Origin of the sequence: Streptomyces sp. NPDC059255 (assembly GCF_042752355.1) — a bacterium.
Taxonomy (GTDB): Bacteria; Actinomycetota; Actinomycetes; order Streptomycetales; family Streptomycetaceae; genus Streptomyces.
Genome location: NZ_JBHYZP010000005.1, coordinates 197680 through 220606, shown reverse-complemented (window position 1 = coordinate 220606; position 22927 = coordinate 197680). Strand labels below are relative to the sequence as shown.

The following is a 22927-nucleotide window of genomic DNA, read 5'->3' as shown; positions in this document are numbered from 1 at the left end:
CCCGGCCGGACGTACCCGCTCGGAGTCCATTGTGGGGCCGGGGTCTGACAACCCGGCCCCACAAGGGCGGCTCCGGCCCCACCGGGCCGACCGCCGCCGGCCGGTTCCGGCCCCACCAGCGGCCGGTGGGCAGCCGCCGTCCGACGGCCCGCCGACTAGCGGCGGCGCCTTCCGTCGGTGTCACCGGTGTCGCCGGTGTCTTTGGTGTCGCCGGTGTCTTTGGTGTCGGCCGCGTCGTCGGCCGTCCCGTCACGCGGGCCGAGCAGTTCGTCCGCGAGGGTCGGCAGATCGTCCAGCGGCGTCTCCTCCGCCCAGTCCGAGCGGCGGCGCGGGCGCTCCGGCGGGCGCTGGAAGCGGGCCTCCGGAGCGGCGTTCGGGTCGATCACCGGCAGTTCCCGCGTGCGCTCGTTCTCCCGCTCCCCGGACGGCGCCGGGTCGTCCTCGCGGAAGAAGCCCCGGGGTACCCGGTCGGCCGGGTCGCCGTTCCGCACGGGCGCCTGGCCACCGTCCCGTACGGGCGGCAGGACGGCGGTCTCGTCGGCCGCTCGCGCATCCCGCGGGGACTCCCGCGGCTCGTCCTTCACCTGCGGCAGGACCGCCGTCTCGTCGGCCGCGCCGGGCCGGTCCTGCCCGGCGCCCGGACGGTCCTGCCCGGGCCGCGGGGTGTCCGGACGTACCGCCGGGACCTCCTGCGTCACGTCCTCCGGGGCGCTCGCCGGCTTCGTGAAGTCCGGCTTCCGGAGGTTCGGCTTGATCACCGGGGTGGGGACCGTGACCTCGGCCGGTGAGACCTCGGCCTCGGCGGCCTCGGCGGCCTCGGCGGCCGCCGCCCGCTCCGCGACGCGGCGCGCCTCCTCGGCCCTGAGCAGCGCCTCCTCCGCCTTGCGCTGCTTCTCCAGGCGCCGCTCCTCCGCCTCGGCACGGAGCCTGGCCTCTTCCTGGGCCTGTCGCCTCAGGCGCGCCTGCTCCGCCTCGTACGCCCGCTCCTCGGCCTCGCGCCGCTTGCGCTCCTCCTCGGCGGCCCGGCGCTCCGCCTCGGCGCGCTCCCTGGCCTCCTGCGCCTGCCGCTCCTCCTCGCGCCGACGCGCCTCTTCCAGCTCGCGCCGCTTGCGCTCCTCCTCCTCGGCACGGAGCTTGGCGAGCTGCGCCTGCCGCTCGCGCTCCAGCCGCTCCTCCTCCGCCTTGCGCGCGGCTTCCTCCTCGGCCTTGCGGCGGGCCTCCTCGATCGCGGCCTTCCGCGCCTCCTCCCTGGCCTTGATCTCGGCCTCGGAGAGCGGCAGAAGCTGGTCGAGCCGGTGCCGTACGACCTTGGTGACGGCTTCCGGCTCCTGGCCCGCGTCCACGACGAGATAGCGCGTCGGGTCGGCGGCGGCCAGGCTGAGGAAGCCGGTCCGTACCCGCTGGTGGAACTCGGCGGACTCGGACTCCAGCCGGTCCGGCGCCTCCGTGAAGCGCTCGCGTGCCGTCTCCGGGGAGACGTCGAGCAGCACCGTGAGGTGCGGTACGAGCCCGTCCGTCGCCCAGCGCGAGATACGGGCGATCTCGGTCGGGGAGAGGTCGCGGCCCGCGCCCTGGTAGGCGACGGACGAGTCGATGTAGCGGTCGGAGATGACGATCGCGCCACGCTCCAGGGCGGGGCGGACGACCGAGTCGACATGCTCGGCGCGGTCCGCCGCGTACAGCAGCGCCTCGGCGCGGTTGGACAGCCCGGCGCTGGACACGTCGAGCAGGATCGACCGGAGCCGCTTGCCGACCGGAGTGGCGCCCGGCTCCCGGGTGACCACCACTTCGTGGCCCTTGGCCCGGATCCAATCGGCCAGCGCCTCGACCTGTGTGGACTTCCCGGCACCGTCCCCGCCCTCCACGGCGAGGAAGAACCCGGTCCCGACCGAGGCCTGTACGGGGTCGGCTCCGCCGCGCAGCGCGTCGCGGAGGTCGCGCCGGAGCGGCACGCCGGACCGGTCGTCCGTCTTGGCCAGCACGATCGCCGCGACGGGCAGCAGCAGCGCGCCGACCAGCATCAGGGTGAACGCGGCGCCGTCGTGGGCGAAGACGAAGGTGCCGCTGGCGAGGCGGTGCGGGCCGATGGCCGCGGCGAGGAGGGGGGCGGCCACCAGGCCGAGCGCGACGAAGACCCTGACTACAGCCTGCAGGTGTTCGGTGACTCGCTGTCGACGATACTCCTCGACCTCCACATCGACCAGGGCGTGGCCGGTATACGCCACGACGCCTGCCGTGAAGCCGGTGAACAGCGCGAGGAGCAGCACCGTCGCCGTGTCCGGTACGAGGCCCATGGCGAGCAGCGCGACTCCGGTGACCGCGATGCCCAGCGCGAACAGCCGGCGCCGGGACAGGGCGGGGAACACCTTCACGCCGCAGCGGATGCCCAGCGCCGTACCGCCGGTCAGGGCGAGGACCAGCAGTGCGAAGGCAACCGGGCCGCCGCCGAGGTCCTTGGCCTGGAGCACGGAGACGGCCACCGCCGACGCGACGGCTCCGGCGATCGCGCCGCAGGCGAGGACGAGCAGCGGCACCGCGCCCGTGCGGCCCTTGTCCCCACCGCCGGAACCAGAACCGCCGGAACCGGCGCTCCCGGCACCGGTGCTACCCGGACGGCGCAGCCCTTCGAGCGGGGAGCGCGGCCGGGGCGTCGCCCCGTCGGGCAGTTCCAGGAAGTACAGGGCGGAGACGGACGCCGAGAACAGCCCGGCCGCGACATACGAGCCGAGGGCCGCCTGGTGCAGCGAGAACCACTCGATGCCCGTGCCCAGCAGGTTGCCGATCAGCGTCGCGACGAGCAGGACGGCGGCCGCGGCGGGGACGGACAGGAACGTCGTACGGAGCGAGAGCCGCCGCAGCGCGTCGAGGTGGTCCGGCAGCGGACGCACGGCGGCGCCCTCCAGCGGCGGGGCGGGGAGCAGCGACGGCGCGGCGCTCTCCTTGGCCACCGTCCAGAAGCGCTCGGCCACGCCCACCACGAAGACCGTGCTGAGGAGGATCGGGAGTGCGCGGTCGGGGGTCCAGTCGAGCCACAGCGGCGCGACGATCAGCAGACCGAGGCGGAGGACATCGGCGACGATCATCGTCCAGCGACGGTCCAGCGGCCCACCGTCGCGGTCCGACTTGGCGGGCTTGGTGGGCCGAGCGGGAGTGGCTCCGGTACCGCCGGGCTCTCCGGACGCGCCCCCGTCAGGCGCCGTGCCCGCGTCCCCGGGCGACTGGGCCGTCCCGGACTTCCCGGACTTCCCGGCGGTCGCCGGGGCTCCCGTACGCGGTGCGACCAACGCCGTCAGCGGCCCCAGCAGCACCGCTCCGAACAGCAGCGTGGCCAGGATCCTGGCGCCGAACACGGCGGCGACGGCGAATGCCGCGCCCCGGTATCCCGTACCGAACGAGCCCTCCGCGATCGCCGCTTGCAACGAAAGCAGCAGAAGCACGAGAACGGCGAGTACGTCGCCGATCCCGCCGACGAACTGGGCACCCCACAACCGCCGCAGCGGAGGAAGGCGCAACAGTGATCGAACGGCGCGCTCTCGTGAGTCTGCGGCAAGTGCGTCGGAGTCGGAGGAGGAGCTCACGACCCCTGGCTGCTCGGCTCGTGTCATTCGCCCAGCCTATCCGGAGCCACCGACAACCCCGGAGCCCCGTCCGAACAAACGACCACCTGGCCACCCTCGCCCGGCACCCCGGCCGCGCACGCCGCCCGTCACGCGTCCGTCGTCGCAGCCGCAAGGAGTTCGAGCCCGTGGCCGTCACGCATCCGAGCCCGCGGCAGCGCCCGGCGCTCGGCGTGCCTCGCGCCTCACGCGACGCGCACCGAGCAACGTGCGTCAGGCGGCACGCGTCAGGCGACGCACTCCGGGCGGCACGCGTCGGGCGGCACGCGTACCGCCGCCGCTACGTGTCCGTCGTCGCCGAGCCCGAAGCCGACGACTTCTTCGCCGCGGTCTTCTTCGCCGTGGTCGTCCCGCCGGTCGAGGTCGCCTTCTTGGCCGTCGTCTTCTTCGCGGCGGCCTTCTTCGCCGTCGTCGCCTTCTTGGCGGGCGCCTTCTTCGCGGGAGCCTTCTTCGCCGCCTTCTTGGCGGTCTTCTTGGCCGGGCCCTTCGCGCGCTTCTCCGCGAGAAGCTCGTACCCGCGCTCCGGGGTGATCGCCTCGACGCTGTCGTCCGTCCGCAGGGTCGCGTTGGTCTCGCCGTCCGTGACGTACGGGCCGAACCGCCCGTCCTTCACGACCACCGGGCGCTCGCTCACCGGGTCCGTACCCAGCTCCTTCAGCGGCGGCTTGGCCGCGGCCCGGCCCCGCTGCTTGGGCTGGGCGTAGATCGCCAGCGCCTCTTCGAGCGTGATGTCGAAGAGCTGGTCCTCACTGGTCAGCGACCGCGAGTCCGTGCCCTTCTTCAGATACGGGCCGTACCGGCCGTTCTGCGCGGTGATCTCGACGCCCTCGGCGTCCGTCCCGACCACCCTCGGCAGCGACATCAGCCTGAGCGCGTCGTCGATGGTGACCGTGTCGAGCGACATGGACTTGAAGAGCGAGGCGGTGCGCGGCTTGACCGCGTTCTTGCCGGTCTTCGGCGTGCCGTCCGGCAGGATCTCGGTGACGTACGGCCCGTAGCGGCCGTCCTTCGCCACGATCTGGTTGCCGGTGACCGGGTCGGCGCCCAACTCGAAGTCGCCGCTCGGCTTGGCCAGCAGTTCCTCCGCGTACGCGACGGTCAGCTCGTCGGGCGCCATCTCCTCGGGCACGTCGGCGCGCTGGTGGCCCTCCGCGTCCTTCTCGCCGCGCTCCACGTACGGCCCGTACCGTCCGACGCGCAGCATGATGCCGTCGCCGACGGGGAACGAGGAGATCTCCTTGGCATCGATCGCACCGAGGTCGGTGACGAGTTCCTTGAGGCCGCCGAGGTGGTCCCCGTCGCCGTTGCCCGCGCTCGAAGCGGCGCCCGCGTTGTCGTCGCCCTCGCCGAAGTAGAAGCGCTTGAGCCACGGCACCGAATGGGCCTCGCCCTGGGCGATGCGGTCGAGGTCGTCCTCCATCTTGGCCGTGAAGTCGTAGTCGACGAGCCGGCCGAAGTGCGTCTCCAGCAGGTTGACGACAGCGAAGGACAAGAAGGACGGCACCAGTGCCGTGCCCTTCTTGAAGACATAACCGCGGTCGAGAATGGTGCCGATGATGGAGGCGTACGTCGACGGGCGGCCGATCTCGCGCTCTTCCAGCTCCTTGACCAGCGAGGCCTCGGTGTAGCGGGCGGGCGGCTTGGTGGCGTGGCCGTCGACCGAGATCTCCTCGGCGGCGAGCGCGTCGCCCTCGGCGACCTGCGGCAGCCTGCGCTCGCGGTCGTCCAGCTCCGCGTTCGGGTCGTCCGCGCCCTCGACGTACGCCTTCATGAAGCCGTGGAAGGTGATCGTCTTGCCGGAGGCGGAGAATTCCGCGTCCCGGCCGTCGCTCGACGTTCCGCCGATCCTGACGGTGACGCTGTTGCCGACCGCGTCCTTCATCTGGGAGGCGACGGTCCGCTTCCAGATCAGCTCGTACAGCCGGAACTGGTCGCCGCTCAGTCCGGTCTCCGCGGGGGTGCGGAAACGATCACCCGAAGGACGGATCGCCTCGTGCGCCTCCTGGGCGTTCTTGACCTTCCCGGCGTACGTACGCGGCTTGTCGGGCAGATAGCCCGCCCCGTACAACTGCGTGACCTGGGCACGGGCCGCCGCCACCGCGGTGTCCGAGAGGGTCGTGGAGTCCGTACGCATATAGGTGATGAAGCCGTTCTCGTACAGCTTCTGCGCGACCTGCATCGTGGACTTCGCCCCGAAGCCGAGCTTGCGCGACGCCTCCTGCTGGAGGGTCGTCGTGCGGAAGGGCGCGTACGGCGAGCGGCGGTACGGCTTGGACTCGACCGAGCGCACGGCGAAGGAGGACTCCGCCAGCGCGGCGGCCAGCGCCCGCGCGTTCGCCTCGTCGAGGTGCAGCACCTGGTCGGACTTGAGCCGGCCGTCCGGGCCGAAGTCGCGGCCCTGGGCGACGCGCCGGCCGTCGACCGAGTTCAACCGGGCGACCAGCGAGGACGGGTCGGACAGGTCCCCCGGGCGGCCGGTGGCGAACGTACCGGTCAGGTCCCAGTACTCGGCGGAGCGGAAGGCGATGCGCTCGCGCTCGCGCTCGACGACGAGCCGGGTGGCGACGGACTGGACGCGGCCCGCGGAGAGGCCCCGCATGACCTTCTTCCACAGGACCGGCGAGACCTCGTAGCCGTACAGGCGGTCGAGGATACGGCGGGTCTCCTGGGCGTCGACCATGCGCGTGTTCAGCTCACGCGGATTGGCCACCGCGGCCCGGATCGCGTCCTTGGTGATCTCGTGGAAGACCATCCGGTGGACCGGGACCTTCGGCTTGAGGACCTCCTGGAGGTGCCACGCGATGGCTTCGCCCTCGCGGTCCTCATCGGTGGCGAGGTAGAGCTCGTCGGATTCGGCCAGCAGCTCCTTGAGCTTTCTGACCTGCGCCTTCTTGTCGGCGTTGACGACATAGATCGGCTGGAAGTCGTGTTCGACGTCCACTCCGAGGCGGCGCACCTCGCCCGTGTACTTCTCGGGCACCTCGGCGGCGCCGTTCGGGAGGTCGCGGATGTGCCCGACGCTCGCCTCGACGACATAGCCAGGGCCGAGGTAGCCCTTGATCGTCTTCGCCTTGGCAGGCGACTCGACGATGACGAGTCGGCGGCCGCCGTGTGCGGTCTCGCTGGTCGGGGACAACTTCGCTCTTCTCTCCGGTCGACGCTGGGTGGGCCCGTACGGCAGTACGGCAGAACGGCACGGCGGGGCGTGTGGCGGCCCAGCGGTGACGCTGCTTCGCTGCGGAGTGTGACGGTACAACCCGCCCCCGTGTCAAACGGCAAAAGACCGCAACGGCCACTCGAACGGTAACCCGACTCCAGCCGTTCCTGCCGCCCGGACCCCCTCGCCCGTCGCGTCGGGCCGCCCCGGCGGTGGGCGCTCCGGGGCGCCTGGTGACAGTCGGGTACGGGCGTCGCGTGGGGCGCCCGGGACTCGTCCCCGCCGGGTCGCGGCCCAGGTCCGGGGCGCTTCCGCAGCAGGTCCGGGGGATGGTGGCACCGCGCGCCGGGTCTCGGGAGTCCCGCCCGTCGGGCCGTGACGATCATGGTCTCCGGGGTGCTTCGGGACGGTGGAGCGCTTGGATCAGATACGACCGAAGCACCACACGCCGAGAGCGAGAAAGACCACGCCCGAGAGTGTCGTGAGCGTGATGGACACCGCGGGCCGCACGCCGTGCGCCACCGGCGCCCGGTGCAGGACGCGAGCGCCCGTCCACAGCAGCAGCCCGGCGCCGAACAGCGTGAACACCACTCCCGCGAAGATCGCCGGCTCGCTCTCCATGGCCGCTCCCGTCTCTCCGTGGCGCCTGTCTCGGGGCGCCGGGAATCCAGAAGGCAGATGCTGGCACCCCGGGACATACCCGGCGCGAACTCCGGGTGAACGCGGCGGGTCGCGGGACGTCCGCCGGCTCACGGCGAGCGGCTCACCCCAACGCCGGTCCCGATGCCGCCCCCGGGGCGGCCGGCGAGCCCGGGACCGGGGACGGCTCCAGGAAGCCCTCCTCCACCAGGAGCCGGATCGACTGCGGCGTCCGGTCCCGGAGCAGGACCGGGTCCTCCCCCATGAGCTGGGCGATCGCGTCGAGGATCCGCCCGGCGCTCAGGGATCCGTCACAGACCCCGGCGAACCCGGCGCCGACCGTGTCCACCTTGGTGGCCCGGCGCATTCCGCGGTGCTGCCGGAGCACCACATGCTCGGGGTCCTCGGCACCCGGCAGCCCGACCTGCTCCTGGACGACCTCCGCCGCGAGAACGAAATGCTCGGCGAGCAGCGCGGCGTCGTCGCGCGCCCGCAGATAGTCCTGCCGCTCGAAGTGGGCCCGTACGCTCTCGCCGAGCGGCTGCTCCACCGAGTGCGGCCACTCCTCCACGACGATCGACGGCTGTGCGGCGCCCGACTTCCGGAGCGAGATCCAGCCGAAACCGACCGCCTTCGTCCCGCTGTCCTCGAACTCGTCCAGCCAGGCGTCGTACCGCGCCGCGTACGCCTGCGGATCGCTGCGGTGGTCTCCGCTGTCGCGCAGCCACAGCTCGGCGTACTGCGTCACGTCCTGGACCTCGCGCTGGACGATCCAGGCGTCGCAGCCGCGCGGCACCCACGACCGCAGCCGCTCCTGCCATTCCTCCCCCTCCACGTGCTGCCAGTTGGCGAGGAACTGCGCATACCCGCCTTCGTTCAGCCGGTCCCCCGCCTGCTGAACGAGCGTGCGGCACAGATCGTCCCCGCCCATTCCGCCGTCCCGGTAGGTCAGCCGGGCGCCGGGGGAGATCACGAACGGCGGGTTGGAGACGATCAGGTCGTACGTCTCGTCCCCGACCGGCTCGAAGAGGGAGCCCTCGCGCAGCTCGGCCGCGGGCGCCCCGGAGAGCGCCAGGGTCAGCCGGGTGAAGCCGAGCGCCCTCGGGTTGAGATCGGTGGCGGTGACCCGGGTCGCGTGCTGGGTGGCGTGCAGCGCCTGGATGCCGGAGCCCGTGCCCACGTCGAGCGCCCGGCCCACGGGCGTACGGACCGTGAGCCCCGCCAGGGTCGTCGAGGCGCCGCCGACGCCGAGCACCACGTCCTCGCCGTGCCCCCGCGCGCCCGCGGCACCGCCGACGGAACAGCCCAGGTCGGAGACGATGAACCAGTCCTGCCCGTCCGGTCCGCCGTACGGCCGTACATCCACGGTGGCGGTGATCCGGTCGCCGTCCCGTACGACCCAGCCGTCCGTCAGCGCGGCGTCCAGCGGAAGGGCGGCTTCTGCCCGCTCCCCGGGGACCGCTCTCTGGAGCAGGAAGAGCCGGACGAGCGTTTCGAGCGGGGTGTCACCGCGGGTGGCGCGCAGCGCGGGCACGGTCTCGCTGCGGGCCAGCGCGGCGTAGGCGGAGGCGCCGAGCAGCTCCAGGAGGCCGTCGGCGGTGAAGTCGGCGGCGAGCAGGGCCGCACGGAGTCGGGGCGAGTGGTCGGGCGTGGGAAGGCTGGTCGTACTCACCTGCCCATTGTGGCGTCTCCCACTGACAACGGCCCGCGGCCCGGCCCCTGGACGTGTGAGTCCGATGGGGGCCGGGCCGCGGGTGCCACGTTCGAGAGTGCGGTCCACGACGGGGCCCGCGACGGGGCCCGCGGCGGTCGGGCGCCGCCGCGCGGGTCAGCGCTCGCTGCCCGCCGTCGTGGGAGAGGCGGACGCGCCACCGACGGTGGGCTTCTGGCAGCCGGGCTGCTTCGCCATCGCCTTGCCGACATCGCCGGACTGCAGCTTCTGGAGCGCCTGGTCGCCGCTCTTGCTGAGGGTGGCCAGTTCGTCCGCGACACCCTTGAGGCCGTCGGCGAACTTCGCCTGGTCCTTGGTGTCCAGCTCGTCGACCTTCGTCTTGAGGCCCTCGTACGACGCCGCGGTGGAGTTGAGCTCCTTGACGGCCTCCTGCTGGGTCTTCTCGCCGTCGGTGACGGGCGGGGCGCCCGCGCTGTTCACGGCGGCGCCCAGCGACTTGTACGCCTGGGAGATGGACTGGAAGGCGGCGGCGTCCGCCGTCTGGACGTCAGCGGGTTTACTGCTGTCCGAGGTCGCCTGCTGGATGGACGTGTTGGCGTCCGCGATCTTCTTTAGCTGTGGCTGGACCTGGTCGCAGACCTTCTTGGCCCAGTCGTTCACCTTGCTGTCGTTGTCGTCACCGCTGCAACCGGACAGCGCCATGAGCAGTACCGCACCGCCGGACAGCGTGGCCACAAGCTTCTTGTTCACCGGATGGGTCCCTTCCAAGGCTCTCGGCCCCGGAACATACACGCCGCCGGGGTGGCAGCCGCGCGCCGGACGTCCGGTACGTAGGCTATTGCAGCCATTTGCACCAAGGGAGAGACACCTCACGCGCACGGCCCGGTCCGGCGCGGCGCGTAGGGACCGCACGTACCGACTGCGCATACGGCGGCACGTACGGACGGCAGGTCAATCCACGCCGTCCGTACGCACCTTGACCGGCCCCGCTCGCGACCGGCCCTGATCGATGGCCCGAGCAGAGCCGGATCGGCTGCCCGGTCAATCAGGCGAAGCAAAGTGACCGGAAGCGGTCATCCGGTCACCCAAGGACGGCCGACAGGTGACCGGAGGTCATGACGCCGCCACCGGATCGGGCGACTTCTCGCTGCCGCCGCCGCTGCCCTCCCCGCCGCTCCCGTCCCCGTCGTCCACGGTGACCGAGCGCCGCTTGGAGACATAGACCGCCCCCACGATGACCACCAGGGCGAGCACCGCGACCAGCGTGCGCACCCCCGCGCTGGCGTCGCCCCCGTAGCTGAACTGCACGACCGCCGGGGCGATCAGCAGCGCGACCAGGTTCATCACCTTCAGCAGCGGGTTGATGGCGGGGCCCGCCGTGTCCTTGAACGGATCCCCGACGGTGTCGCCGATGACCGTCGCGGCATGCGCCTCGCTGCCCTTGCCGCCGTGGTGCCCGTCCTCGACCAGCTTCTTCGCGTTGTCCCAGGCGCCGCCGGAGTTGGCGAGGAAGACGGCCATCAGGGTGCCGGTGCCGATCGCGCCGGCCAGGAACGACCCGAGCGCCCCCACGCCGAGCGAGAAGCCCACGACGATCGGCGTGAGCACCGCGAGCAGCCCCGGTGTGGCCAGCTCGCGCAGCGCGTCCTTGGTGCAGATGTCGACGACGCGCCCGTACTCCGGCTTCTCCGTGCGGTCCATGATCCCGGGGTGCTCGCGGAACTGCCGCCGCACCTCGTAGACCACCGAGCCCGCCGACCGCGACACCGCGTTGATGGCAAGACCGGAGAAGAGGAAGACGACCGCGGAGCCGAGGATCAGCCCGACCAGGTTGTTGGGCTGGGAGATGTCCAGGCTGAGTGTGAGTTCGCCCGCTCTGGCCCCGACGTCCGCGACGGCGGTCGCGATGGCGTCCCGGTACGAGCCGAAGAGCGCCGCCGCGGCGAGTACGGCCGTGGCGATGGCGATGCCCTTCGTGATCGCCTTGGTGGTGTTGCCCACGGCGTCGAGTTCGGTCAGCACCTGGGCGCCCGCACCCGTCACCTCCCCGGACATCTCGGCGATGCCCTGCGCGTTGTCGGAGACCGGCCCGAAGGTGTCCATGGCGACGATGACGCCGACCGTGGTGAGCAGCCCGGTGCCGGCCAGGGCCACCGCGAACAGGGCGAGCATGATCGACGTACCGCCCAGCAGGAAGGCCCCGTACACCGCGAGACCGATCAGCAGGCCCGTGTAGACGGCAGACTCCAGGCCGATGGCGATGCCCGCGAGCACGACCGTGGCGGGGCCGGTCAGGGCGGACTTGCCGATGTCCTTGACCGGTCGCCGGGTGGTCTCGGTGAAGTAGCCGGTGAGCTGCTGGATCAGGGCGGCGAGCACGATGCCGATGGCGACCGCGACCAGGGCGAGGAGCCGGGGGTCACCGCCGTGCGTGAGGATCGACCGGTCGGAGACGCCGTCCAGCTCCGCGTACGAGGACGGCAGGTAGACGAAGACCGCGACGGCCACCAGGACGAGCGAGATCACCGCGGAGATGAAGAAGCCGCGGTTGATGGCGCTCATGCCGCTGCGGTCGGTACGGCGCGGGGCGACCGCGAAGATGCCGATCATCGCGGTCACCACACCGATCGCGGGGACGATCAGCGGAAAGGCGAGACCGAAGTCGCCGAACGCCGCCTTGCCGAGGATCAGCGCGGCGACGAGCGTCACGGCGTACGACTCGAAGAGGTCGGCGGCCATGCCCGCGCAGTCGCCGACGTTGTCGCCCACGTTGTCGGCGATGGTGGCGGCGTTGCGCGGATCGTCCTCGGGGATGCCCTTCTCGACCTTGCCGACGAGGTCGGCGCCGACATCGGCGGCCTTGGTGAAGATGCCGCCGCCGACGCGCATGAACATGGCGATCAGCGCGGCGCCGAGGCCGAACCCCTCCAGGACCTTGGGGGCGTCCGCGGCGTAGACGAGGACCACGCAGGAGGCACCGAGCAGCCCGAGCCCCACGGTGAACATGCCGACCACGCCGCCCGTACGGAACGCGATCTTCATGGCTTTGTGCGATACGGCCGTGAGATCTTTTTCCGGTTCGCCTTCGGCCGGTGTCGCCTCACGCGCGGCAGCGGCCACCCGCACATTACTGCGTACGGCAAGACGCATGCCGATGTAACCGGTGGCCGCGGAGAAACCGGCACCCACCAGGAAGAACAGCGAACGTCCCGCGCGCTGCGACCAGTTGTCGGCCGGCAGCACCATGAGCAGAAAGAAAACCACCACGGCGAATACGCCGAGGGTGCGCAACTGCCTGGCCAGATAGGCATTTGCGCCTTCCTGTACAGCGGCAGCGATCTCCTTCATGGAATCGGTGCCCTCACCGGCCGCCAGGACCTGGCGTACCAGCAGCTGGGCCACGAACAGCGCGGCCAGCGCGACGACCGCGATGACGATCACGATCAGCCGATTGCCGTCCGTGAGTATCGCGGCCGCGAGAGAAGTGGGGTGCTCGGACAGGTGTGGTTGGAAGTGTCCCGCCATTCGTCCTCCTTGACGCTCAGCGTTCAAGATGGACGGATTGTAGGGAGCGGAACCTGATCAAAACAGAGCGCGCCACAAGGTAATTGACCTTGACATAAGGAATCACCCGGGAAACGAGTAATGGGATAAAAGCGTTTACGCAGCCGGGCGGAAACCCTGTGGAAATAAGAAAGGCCCTGCTCAGCAGGGCCTTTCCCGGTACGGCCGGAAGGGGTACGGCCGATAAAATGATCAGGACATCCGAAACGGTCAGGATGTCGCGACGGGCGGTGTCGTGGGCCAGCTCATCCGGATGACGCCGCCGTCGTCTCCCGAAGTCACCTCGACGTCGTCGACCAGCCCGCTGATGACCGCGAGGCCCATCTCGTCCTCGCCCTCGGCGTCACCCTCGTGGCCGCCCGGGGACGCGCCCTCGCCCGCTTCCGAGGCCCCGGCTCCGCCGGCGCCCGTACCGGACACCCCGTCGCCGACCTCGATGGAGAACGCCTTCTCCTCCTCGGTGAGCACGACTCTCACCGGTTCGGTGATGCCATGACTGCGGTGCAGCCCGACCGCACGGCTGCATGCCTCACCGACCGCGAGTCTGACCTCGTCCAACACAGCTTCGTCGACGCCTGCCCGGCGAGCAACGGCGGCCGCCACCAGACGGGCCGTTCTGACATGTTCGGGCTGGGCGCTGAAGCGGAGTTCAACGGTGGCCATGCGATCCCCCTCGAACGTATGAGCGTGCAAACTCACGGGCGCGGGCACCCGGGCGCGACGGCCCGGTGCCTCTGCCCGCTCCTCCGGAAAGCGACGTCCGACCTCAGTCGGTGGCCGCCACGGCCTCGTCGACCGTGGTGTGGATCGGGAACACCTTGGTCAGACCGGTGATCCGGAAGATCTTGAGAATGCGCTCCTGGTTGCAGACCAGGCGCAGCGAGCCCTCGTGGGCGCGCACACGCTTCAGTCCGCCCACGAGCACGCCGAGACCGGTCGAGTCCAGGAAGTCCACGCCCTCCATGTCGACAACCAGGTGGTAGCTGCCGTCGTTCACCAACTCGACCAACTGCTCGCGCAGCTTGGGCGCGGTATACACATCAATCTCGCCACCGACCTCGACGACCGTACGGTCGCCACCAGGGCCGGACACATTGCGAGTCGACAGGGACAGGTCCACGGATCCTCCAGCACCTTGCTATCGAGCGGTCGCCCCTCGGGTCTCCCCGACGGAGCCAGGGGACGTATCGCCAGCCGCGATGGCATTCAATCACTTACCAGCGGTCATGCACGACGCCTTGGGCCCATTGTCCGTCATGCCAGTGACACACTCGATGCCGATGGCCAGGAATCATCGTCCCAGTGGACCCCCGCAGACCGGGGGCGAACGCCCCTCTCCCGGCACGGTCCTCGACCGCCTCGCCGCAGGGGCGGGCCGTGCTGCGCGCATCACCCATACGGAGCACCTGCCCCCGCGTGAGGGCCGTCATGCCGTGTGGCCCGATCGCATCCGCGCGGAAGTGATCAACGCCATTCAGCGGGCGGGCGTCGAGCACCCGTGGACGCATCAGGCGGTGGCCGCCGAGCACGCCCTGGACGGCGAGTCCGTCGTGATCGCCACCGGAACGGCCTCCGGCAAGTCACTCGCCTACCTCGCCCCCGTGCTGACCACCCTCCTCGACGGCTCCGAGGCGCCCAACGGCCGTGGCACCACGGCGCTCTACCTGGCCCCGACGAAGGCCCTCGCCGCCGACCAGCGGCGCGCGGTGAAGGCCCTCGCGGCCCCGCTCGGCAACGGCGTGCGCCCCGCCGTCTACGACGGCGACACCCCCGTCGAGGAGCGCGAATGGGTCCGGCAGTACGCGAACTACGTACTGACCAACCCCGACATGCTGCACCGGGGCATCCTCCCCTCCCACCCCCGCTGGGCCTCCTTCCTGCGCGCGCTGCGCTATGTCGTCATCGACGAGTGCCACACCTACCGCGGCGTCTTCGGCTCGCACGTCGCCCAGGTGCTGCGCCGGCTCCGCCGCGTCTGCGCCCGCTACGGCGCGCACCCGGTCTTCCTCCTCGCCTCGGCCACCGCCGCCGAACCCGCCCAGGCCGCGGGCCGGCTCACCGGTCTGCCCGTGCGCGAGGTCGCCGACGACGCCTCCCCCCGGGGCGAACTGGTCTTCGCCCTCTGGGAGCCCCCGCTCACGGAGCTCCACGGCGAGCGGGGCGCGCCCGTACGCCGTACCGCCACCGCCGAGACCGCCGACCTCCTCACCGACCTCACCGTCCAGGGCGTCCGTACGGTGGCCTTCGTACGGTCCCGGCGGGGCGCCGAACTGATCTCCGTCATCGCCCAGGAACGCCTCGCCGAGGTGGACCGCTCACTGGCCCGCCGGGTCGCCGCCTACCGGGGCGGCTACCTCCCGGAGGAACGCCGCGCGCTGGAGAACGCCCTGCACTCCGGCGAGCTCCTCGGCCTCGCCGCCACCACCGCCCTGGAGCTGGGCATCGACGTCTCCGGCCTGGACGCCGTCGTGATCTCCGGCTACCCCGGCACCCGGGCCTCGCTCTGGCAGCAGGCGGGCCGGGCGGGCAGGTCGGGACAGGGCGCGCTGGCCGTTCTCGTCGCCCGGGACGACCCGCTGGACACCTTCCTGGTCCACCACCCCGAGGCGCTGTTCCAGCAGCCGGTGGAGTCCACCGTCCTCGATCCGGACAATCCGTACGTCCTCGCCCCCCATCTCTGCGCCGCGGCGGCCGAACTCCCCCTCACCGAGGACGACCTGACGCTCTTCGGCCCGGCCGCGCCCGCCCTGCTGCCGCAACTGGAGTCCGCGGGGCTGCTCCGCCGCCGCGCCGCCGGCTGGTACTGGACCCGCCGCGAGCGGGCCGCCGATCTCGCCGACATCCGGGGCGAGGGCGGGCGTCCCGTCCAGATCGTCGAGGCGTCGACCGGGCGGCTGCTCGGCACGGTCGACGAAGCGGCCAGCCACACCGCCGTCCACGACGGCGCCGTCCACCTCCACCAGGGCCGCACCTATCTGGTGAAACACCTCGACCTGTCGGATTCGGTCGCCCTGGTCGAGGAGGCCAACCCGCCGTACTCCACCACCGCGCGCGACACCACCGCCATCTCCGTCCTCGAAACCGACACCGAGATCCCGTGGGGCACCGGACGTCTGTGCTACGGCTCCGTCGAAGTCACCAACCAGGTCGTCTCCTTCCTGCGCCGCCGGCTCATCACCGGCGAAGTGCTCGGCGAGAGCAAGCTCGATCTGCCGCCACGGACCCTGCGCACCCGAGCCGTGTGGTGGACGGTCACCGAGGACCAGCTCGACGCGGCCCGGGTCAACCCCGAGCAGCTCGGCGGCGCGCTGCACGCCGCCGAGCACGCCTCCATCGGCATGCTGCCGCTCTTCGCCACCTGCGACCGCTGGGACATCGGCGGCGTCTCCGTACCGCTCCACCCGGACACCCTCCTGCCGACCGTCTTCGTGTACGACGGCCACCCCGGCGGCGCGGGATTCGCGGAACGCGCCTTCCGCACGGCCCGCGCCTGGCTCACAGCGACCCGTGAGGCCATCGCCTCCTGCGAGTGCGAGGCGGGCTGCCCGTCCTGCATCCAGTCACCCAAGTGCGGCAACGGCAACGATCCGTTGCACAAGCGGGGAGCCGTACGGCTGCTGACCGAACTGCTCAGGGCGGCGCCGCCGGATCCGGCGGACTCGCCGGAGGAAGCGGATCCGGCGGATACGCCGATCGCGGCGGACCGGCCCGCGCCCTGACCGTGGGCGCGTACGGACCGAACTGCGCGGTGGCCGTCACCTCCGCGATCTCCCCGCTCAGCACGCACCGGACCACCCGCGCCCCCTGCGCCACCGCCACCTCGACCGCCCGGCGGCAGGCGGCCGCCGGGCCGCTCGGCGCGCGGTCGGCCGCGGCGAGCGCGGCCAGATCCGCGGCGGCCCCCGCGCGGTGACGCGCGACGACCGCCTGCCCCATCGCGAGCACCGCCGCGAAAACCACACACATCGTGGTCGCCGCCAGGGCCGCCCACACCGTCGCCGCGCCCCGGTCGCGGGCCATGGGGCTCATGGAGCCGCCCCTGCCGGTTCCGGGCCGTCTGGTGCCCCTTCAGAGCCGCCCTGGGCGTCCTCCGCCGGCGCGACGGCCTCCGAGGCGAGCGTCAGGGCCAGTGAGCCCGGTCCGGGCGCCGGTGCCTCCACCCGGACCCGCCACATATCACCCGTACGGCCCAGGGTGACCCTGGCCCCCTGCGGGGCGGCCGAACGGGCGGCGGCCAGCGCCGTGGCCCGTGGCTCGGACCTCGCCGCCGCCCGCGCCCCCGCCCTGGCGGCGTCCACGCACTGGATCTGCGCGGCTGCCGCCGTCAGGCCCCAGACCAGCGACAGGGTGAAGACCACCAGCGCGGGCAGCGCCACGGCCGCCTCCGCCGTCACCGAGCCCCGGTCCCCGTCTCCCGCCCGGGCGGAACGCCCCCGGGCGGAACGCCCCCGGGCGGGACACCCCCGGGCCGTACGCACCGGCTCAGAACTGCGCACCGAGCGCCCTGCCGATCAGCCCCTCCAGCGCGCCCGAGACGGACCCGCTGGTGACCACCCGGTAGAGCACCGCCGCGAAGGCGCAGGCGGCGATCGTCCCCACCGCGTACTCGGACGTGGTCATCCCCGTATCGGCCCGCGTTCGCCGCCGCAGTACGCGGAGCAGCCCGCCCCTTCGCCGTACCGGTCGCGTCTCGCGTGTCTCTCGCGTCTGTCGTGTCCACATGTGACTCTCCCCGTTCTCCGTGACAAATCATTGGGAAATGCCGGAAATCATCGACGGCACAGATCAGTTGCCGCTCAGCAGTCCGCTCGCCAGACCGATCACCACCGGAGCCACCCCCACCGCCAGGAAGGCGGGCAGGAAGCACAGCCCCACCGGTGCGGTGATCAGCACCTGGGCCCGCTGGGCCCGGGCCACGGCGTCCCGCGACCGGGCCGCCCGGAGGCCGTCGGCCAGCCGGGACACCGGCTCCGCCGCCGGCGCTCCGGTGGCGGACGCGCGCTCCAGGCAGCGGGCCAGCCCGGCGGCGTCCGGTATCGCGCCGAACCGCCCCCACGCCGCCGCCGGTTCACCACCGAGCCGGATCTCCGCCGCCGCACGCGCCAGCCCGTCACCGACGGGGCCGCCCAGCGACTCCCCGACGGCCTCCGCCGCCTCGCGCGGCCCGGCCCCTGCCGCGACGCAGGCGGCCAGCAGATCGGCCGCGAGCGGAAGCTGCCCCGCCGCCACGTCGGCCGAGGAGCGGTCGCCGGAGCGGTGCGTACGCAGCCATCTCCGGGCCCCGTACGCCCCGGCCAGTCCGACCGCGATCCCCGTCACGCCGCCGACCAGGGCCCAGGCGATGAGCACCACACCGAGCGGCGGGCCCCAGCGCCCGGCCCGTTCCGCCGTCCACGGGCGTGTTCGCGACGGCCGCTGTACGTGCCCGGCCCCCAGGAGCACGGCCAGCCGCCGACGGACCCGCCGTTCGCGCCGCCCGACCGACACCGCGACGAACAGACACCCCATGGCGACCGACACCAGAACCGCCGTCCACAGCCCGGGTGCCGGAGCGGGCCTCATGACGCCTCGCCGATCCGTACGATCCGGGCGGCCCACCACAGCCCGGCGGCCTCCAGCAGGCCGCCCACCGCCAGACAGCCCAGTCCGGCCGGGGTGTGCAGCAGCACGCGCAGCGGATCCGCGCCCAGCGCCCAGCCCATCGCCAGCCCCACCACGGGCAGCAGCGCGAGCACGACCACCGTCGACCAGGCGCCCGCCAACTGCGCGCGCAGCCCCTCCCGCTGCTCCCTCTCCGCCCGGAGGGCCGCCTCCAGCCGGTCCAGCCCGGCGGCCAGCCCCGCGCCGCCGTCCACCGCCACCCGCCAGCAGGCCGCGAGTCCCACCAGGCCCTCCGCCCCCGGCTCACGCGCCGCCCGCCGCAGCACGTCCGGCACATCGCCACCGAACCGGGCAGCGGCCAGTACGGCGGGCTCGGCGCCGCCCAGTCCGCCGGTCGAGGCCGCCGCGACCAGCAGGGCCTGCACGGGCTGGAGTCCCGCCCGTAACTCGCCCGCAGCGGCGCCGCAGAGCGTCACGATCCCGGCGGCGCGCCGCTCCCGCTCCTTCCGCCGCTCGCCCGCCCGCAGCCGCCGCCCCACCAGCGGCACCGCCAGCGCGCCGCCGAGCAGGGGCAGCACCGACTCGCCCGCCAGGGCGAGCAGCAGCGCAGGGGGCAGACACAGCCACTCCCGGGGCAACCCACGCGCCCTGTCCCGGAGCCGCGGAAGCAGACGCTCCCATGAAGGCTCCCCGGGCGCCGGCCCCATGGGCGCGCCGCCGGACGCCAGAATGAACCTGGCCCGGCGCAGCACTCTCTCCTCGCGGGCCGTCAGCCGGACCGCGGCCACCGCACACGGCGCCGCCGCACACACGAGGGCCGTCATCGACATCGCGGTCACAGCGCACCCCCGAGCAGCGCCCGCAGCCGCGGCCAGCCGCGGTCGTGGGCGAAGCCGTCCACGCGCCGGCGCAGCGCGGGTACCGGCACCACGAGTCCGGCGGCGTCCCGTTCCAGCACATGCACCTCGGCGAGCCTCCTGCGCCCGTCGCGATCCCGCACCAGATGGAGCACGACGGACAGCGCCGCGGCCAATTGGCTGTGCAGGGCCGCCCGGTCCAGCCCTGCCGCCGTTCCGAGGGCCTCCAGCCGCGCGGGCACGTCCGCGGCCGTGTTGGCATGCACCGTGCCGGAGCCTCCTTCGTGTCCCGTATTGAGGGCGGCCAGCAGTTCGGTGACCTCCGGTCCTCTGACCTCACCGACGACCAGCCGGTCCGGCCGCATCCGCAGTGCCTGGCGGACCAGGTCCCGCAGGGTCACCAGGCCCACGCCCTCCTGGTTCGCCGGGCGGCCCTCCAGCCGCACCACATGCGGATGGTCCGGCCTCAACTCGGCCGAGTCCTCGGCCAGTACGATCCGCTCGCGCGCTCCGACCAGACCGAGCAGGGTGGACAGCAGCGTCGTCTTCCCCGTGCCCGTACCGCCGCTGATCAGGAATGAGAGCCGGGCGTCCAGCAGCGCGCGGAGCAGCCGCTCGCCGCCCGGTGGGATCGTCCCGGCCCGGGTCAGCTCCGCGAGCGAGAACGCCTTGGGGCGCACCACCCGCAGCGACAGACAGGTCGAGCCGACGGCGACCGGGGGCAGCACCGCGTGCATCCGTGTGCCGTCCGGAAGCCGGGCGTCGACCCAGGGCCTGGCGTCGTCGAGCCTGCGCCCGGCCACGGCGGCGAGCCGCTGCGCCAGTCTCCGTACGGACGCCGCGTCCGCGAAGGACACCGTCGTCAGTTCGAGACCGCCGCCCCGGTCCACCCACACCCGGTCGGGTGCGGAGACCAGCACATCCGTCACGGACGGATCGGCGAGCAGTGGTTCCAGCGGGCCGCTGCCCACCAGCTCGCACCGCAACTCCTCGGCGGCCCCGAGCACTTCCGAGTCGCCCAGCAGCCGTCCCTGCGCCCGCAGGGCGGCGGCCACCCCGGCCGGGGTCGGTTCGGCCCCGCTCTCCGCGAGCCGCTGCCGCACCGCGTCGAGCAGCCCGCCGGCCCCGGAGGGGGACAGGGGCTTCAGAGGCATCGTGGAGGTCATGCGGGCACGCTCCCGTCGGCGGCGAAGGCCCGCTCCCAGAAGGCCGTGCAGAACGCCGCGAGCGGCCCGCGCACCCGGGCTCCCGGCGGTGCTCCGTTCTCCATCGCCTCCGACAGCCCCGGCTCCAGCGGTAGTTCACCCGCCAGCGGAAGGCGGAGCGCGTCGGCGATCCACTGTCCGTCGAGGCCGGCGGCGTAGGGTCCGCGGACCACCGCGCGCAGGTCGTGAAGGACCATGCCCACCGCCGAGGCCACCCGCCCGGCCGCCGCGACGGCCCGCAGCTCTGCGGGGACCATCAGCAGTCCCACGTCCACCTGGGCCAGCGCCTCGGCCATGGCCTCGTCCACTCTGCGCGGGAGATCCACGACGACCACACCGCCGCGCCTGCGGGCCGCGGCCAGCACCGATCTCATGGCCTCCGGCCGGACCACCACGGAATCTCCACGATCCCAGCTGAGAACCCTCAGTTGGTGCAGTAGGGGCAGCGACTCCTCCAGGGCGCCGCCCGCGACCCTCCCCTTGGAAGCCGCGAAATCCGGCCACCGCCGCCCCTCGGTCTGTTCACCGCCGAGCAGCACGTCGAGCCCTCCGCCGAGCGGATCGCCGTCGACGAGCATCGTGCGCCGGCCCTCGCGCGCCGCGGTGACGGCCAGCGCGCAGGCGAGCGTCGAGGCCCCGGCGCCGCCCCTGCCGCCGATCACCCCGACGGTCAGCGCCGGTCGGCCCACGCCCTCGGCGGCGTCCGCGATGCGGTCCACCAGCCAGTTCTCCGCGTCCGGCAGCCGCAGTACACACTCGGCGCCGATCTCCACCGCCCGCCGCCACACTTCCGGGTCGTCCTGGTCCTTCCCGACCAGCATCACCCCGCGCCTGCGCGTAGCACCCCGGCAGCGGGCCGCCGCGTCGTCCCCGACAAGGACCATCGGCGCGTCCTCCCAGGAGCCCTTCCGCTCCGGCACCGCGTGGTGCACCTCCGGCTCGGCGCCGGCCGCGGCGCACAGGCGCAGCAGGTCGTCGAGCAACTCCGCGTCCTCGGTGAGGATCAGCGGTCCGGCCCGGTGTCCGTCCGGCCCGTGCGAGCGATCGGATGTCATGGATCCAGCCACGATCTCCGCCCCCTATCTCTGACGTGATCCGGTATCCGCGAGCGCTTCTCTCCGCGATCTCGCACTGATCCGGTATCCCTGATTCCGGCTTCCGCGAAGTTCGCGGCCGGAATCACCGTGCAGGACAACAAGAAATCGTGTGGATCTTGCTGAAAAACTGTGGACAACTCACCAGTTGTGAATATCCCGGTAGCTCATACCGGTGACTTCCAGAGCGGAGCGCCTTGACTACGTACCGTGACGGGCATGCTGGCGCCGAGGCTGTCGCGCGTAGAGATCGAGGAGAGGGGGACGCCGTGGCTCGAAGGCCCAAAACGCGTCCGGACATGCGACGACCCCCGCCGGGGGGGAGAGCGGGGGTCGTCCCCACGGCCGACTCGGGGGGGGGGGGAGGAGCCGGACCGGGTTAGCACGGTCGCGAACGATCCGTGACTTCCATGGTGTACCCGAGAGCCTTCTCAGGCAAACCCACGCGCCGCACCTTACGCCGAATGGTGGGCGCATATGCTCGACCCCGTGGAAAACCACTCCTTGCCGCGCACAGCAGCCTTCTTTGACCTGGACAAGACGGTCATTGCGAAGTCTTCGACGTTGACCTTCAGCAAGTCCTTCTACCAAGGCGGCCTGATCAACCGCCGCGCCGTACTGCGCACCGCGTACGCACAGTTTGTCTTCCTCGCCGGAGGGGCGGACCACGACCAGATGGAGCGGATGCGGGAGTACCTTTCCGCGCTCTGCAAGGGCTGGAACGTCCGGCAGGTCAAGGAGATCGTCGCGGAGACCCTGCACGATCTGATCGACCCGATCATCTACGACGAGGCGGCGTCCCTCATCGAGGAGCACCACACCGCCGGCCGCGACGTGGTGATCGTCTCCACCTCGGGCGCGGAGGTCGTCGAGCCCATCGGCGAGCTGCTGGGCGCCGACCGCGTCGTGGCCACCCGGATGGTCGTCGGCCCCGACGGCTGCTTCACCGGCGAGGTGGAGTACTACGCGTACGGGCCGACCAAGGCTGAGGCGGTCAAGGCGCTCGCCGCGTCCGAGGGATACGACCTGGCCCGCTGTTACGCCTACAGCGATTCCATCACCGATGTGCCGATGCTCGAATCGGTCGGCCACCCCTTCGCCGTCAACCCGGACCGGGCGCTGCGGCGCGAGGCGGTGGCGCGCGCGTGGCCGGTTCTCGTCTTCAACCGGCCCGTCCGGCTGAAGCAGCGCCTGCCCGCTTTCTCCATGCCGCCCCGCCCCGCCCTGGTCGCGGCGGCCGCGGTGGGCGCGGCGGCGGCGACGGCCGGACTGGTCTGGTACGCCAGCCGCCGTCGGCAGTCCGCTCTCTTTGCCCGTGTTTGAACCTAAAAGTAAAGAAGTGGGGCCGGGGGTTCCGCATCCTGGCGGACTGGAGTACAAAGGATTCAACGGCCCGCGAGACCAAGGACATCCGAGAGGATCACCTTTATACGCACCAGGCCCCACGGACCGAGCATGGAAGCCGAGCACCCACGCGACGTCGACCCGTCGATTACGGGCCAGCCGCACCAGGCGACGGGC

17 protein-coding genes are annotated in these 22927 nt (G+C 72.3%); 2 read left to right on the top strand and 15 right to left on the bottom strand.

Annotated features, from left to right (window positions below; all coding sequences use genetic code 11):
- Positions 1 to 155 precede the first annotated feature (155 nt).
- The 8 genes from tmk to ACFXKG_RS09740 all read right to left on the bottom strand — a co-directional run bounded on the left by tmk (position 156) and on the right by ACFXKG_RS09740 (position 13769).
- Entirely contained in the window at positions 156 to 3605 is a 3450-nt protein-coding gene (tmk, locus tag ACFXKG_RS09775) for a dTMP kinase (protein WP_384835019.1), read from the bottom strand.
- 292 nt (positions 3606 to 3897) lie between these two features.
- Positions 3898 to 6753 carry a type I DNA topoisomerase gene (topA, locus tag ACFXKG_RS09770; RefSeq protein WP_384835016.1) on the bottom strand — a complete coding sequence of 952 codons (2856 nt, stop codon included), beginning with the start codon at positions 6751 to 6753 and terminating at the stop codon, positions 3898 to 3900.
- 444 nt (positions 6754 to 7197) lie between these two features.
- Entirely contained in the window at positions 7198 to 7395 is a 198-nt protein-coding gene (locus ACFXKG_RS09765) for a hypothetical protein (protein ID WP_384835013.1), read from the bottom strand.
- A 142-nt stretch (positions 7396 to 7537) separates the two neighbouring features.
- The gene (locus tag ACFXKG_RS09760; RefSeq protein WP_384835010.1) at positions 7538 to 9085 is read right to left on the bottom strand and encodes a methyltransferase; all 1548 of its coding nucleotides are present in this window, start codon (positions 9083 to 9085) and stop codon (positions 7538 to 7540) included.
- A gap of 156 nt (positions 9086 to 9241) precedes the next feature.
- Complete coding sequence (locus ACFXKG_RS09755) at positions 9242 to 9835, bottom strand: small secreted protein (protein ID WP_384835007.1); 594 nt, start codon at positions 9833 to 9835, stop codon at positions 9242 to 9244.
- Between the two features lie 363 nt (positions 9836 to 10198).
- Positions 10199 to 12610 (bottom strand): sodium-translocating pyrophosphatase, encoded by a 2412-nt coding sequence (locus tag ACFXKG_RS09750; protein ID WP_384835004.1) that lies wholly within the window; start codon positions 12608 to 12610, stop codon positions 10199 to 10201.
- Between the two features lie 249 nt (positions 12611 to 12859).
- Entirely contained in the window at positions 12860 to 13312 is a 453-nt protein-coding gene (locus tag ACFXKG_RS09745) for an ATP-binding protein (protein WP_384835001.1), read from the bottom strand.
- Positions 13313 to 13415: 103 nt separating this feature from the next.
- Positions 13416 to 13769 (bottom strand): STAS domain-containing protein, encoded by a 354-nt coding sequence (locus tag ACFXKG_RS09740; protein ID WP_003967428.1) that lies wholly within the window; start codon positions 13767 to 13769, stop codon positions 13416 to 13418.
- 79 nt (positions 13770 to 13848) lie between these two features.
- Here ACFXKG_RS09740 and ACFXKG_RS09735 point away from each other — a divergent pair, with 79 nt between their 5' ends.
- The gene (locus ACFXKG_RS09735; RefSeq protein ID WP_384834998.1) at positions 13849 to 16368 is read left to right on the top strand and encodes a DEAD/DEAH box helicase; all 2520 of its coding nucleotides are present in this window, start codon (positions 13849 to 13851) and stop codon (positions 16366 to 16368) included.
- On the opposite strand, the gene ACFXKG_RS09730 is transcribed toward ACFXKG_RS09735, so the two are convergent.
- From ACFXKG_RS09730 to ssd, 7 genes are all read right to left on the bottom strand, one after another.
- The gene (locus ACFXKG_RS09730) at positions 16280 to 16678 is read right to left on the bottom strand and encodes an Rv3654c family TadE-like protein (RefSeq protein ID WP_384834995.1); all 399 of its coding nucleotides are present in this window, start codon (positions 16676 to 16678) and stop codon (positions 16280 to 16282) included. The two genes, ACFXKG_RS09735 and ACFXKG_RS09730, sit on opposite strands and share 89 nt — an antisense overlap.
- Complete coding sequence (locus tag ACFXKG_RS09725; protein ID WP_384834992.1) at positions 16675 to 17043, bottom strand: TadE family type IV pilus minor pilin; 369 nt, start codon at positions 17041 to 17043, stop codon at positions 16675 to 16677. Before ACFXKG_RS09725 ends, ACFXKG_RS09730 begins: the two co-directional genes overlap by 4 nt.
- 88 nt (positions 17044 to 17131) lie before the next feature.
- Positions 17132 to 17371: a DUF4244 domain-containing protein gene (locus ACFXKG_RS09720; RefSeq protein ID WP_384834989.1), complete on the bottom strand. Its 240-nt coding sequence runs from the start codon at positions 17369 to 17371 to the stop codon at positions 17132 to 17134.
- A gap of 63 nt (positions 17372 to 17434) precedes the next feature.
- On the bottom strand, positions 17435 to 18211 hold the full coding sequence (locus ACFXKG_RS09715) for a type II secretion system F family protein (protein WP_384834986.1): 777 nt from the start codon (positions 18209 to 18211) through the stop codon (positions 17435 to 17437).
- Positions 18208 to 19074, bottom strand: coding sequence for a type II secretion system F family protein (locus tag ACFXKG_RS09710; RefSeq protein WP_384834983.1), 867 nt, complete (start codon positions 19072 to 19074; stop codon positions 18208 to 18210). The genes ACFXKG_RS09715 and ACFXKG_RS09710 overlap by 4 nt, the downstream gene beginning before the upstream one ends.
- A gap of 11 nt (positions 19075 to 19085) precedes the next feature.
- Positions 19086 to 20273: a TadA family conjugal transfer-associated ATPase gene (locus ACFXKG_RS09705; protein WP_384834980.1), complete on the bottom strand. Its 1188-nt coding sequence runs from the start codon at positions 20271 to 20273 to the stop codon at positions 19086 to 19088.
- Positions 20270 to 21367, bottom strand: coding sequence for a septum site-determining protein Ssd (gene ssd, locus ACFXKG_RS09700; protein ID WP_384834977.1), 1098 nt, complete (start codon positions 21365 to 21367; stop codon positions 20270 to 20272). The genes ACFXKG_RS09705 and ssd overlap by 4 nt, the downstream gene beginning before the upstream one ends.
- 516 nt (positions 21368 to 21883) lie before the next feature.
- Between ssd and ACFXKG_RS09695 the strand changes: the two genes are divergently transcribed.
- Positions 21884 to 22729 (top strand): HAD family hydrolase, encoded by an 846-nt coding sequence (locus ACFXKG_RS09695; RefSeq protein WP_384834975.1) that lies wholly within the window; start codon positions 21884 to 21886, stop codon positions 22727 to 22729.
- The last annotated feature ends 198 nt before the right edge of the window (positions 22730 to 22927 follow it).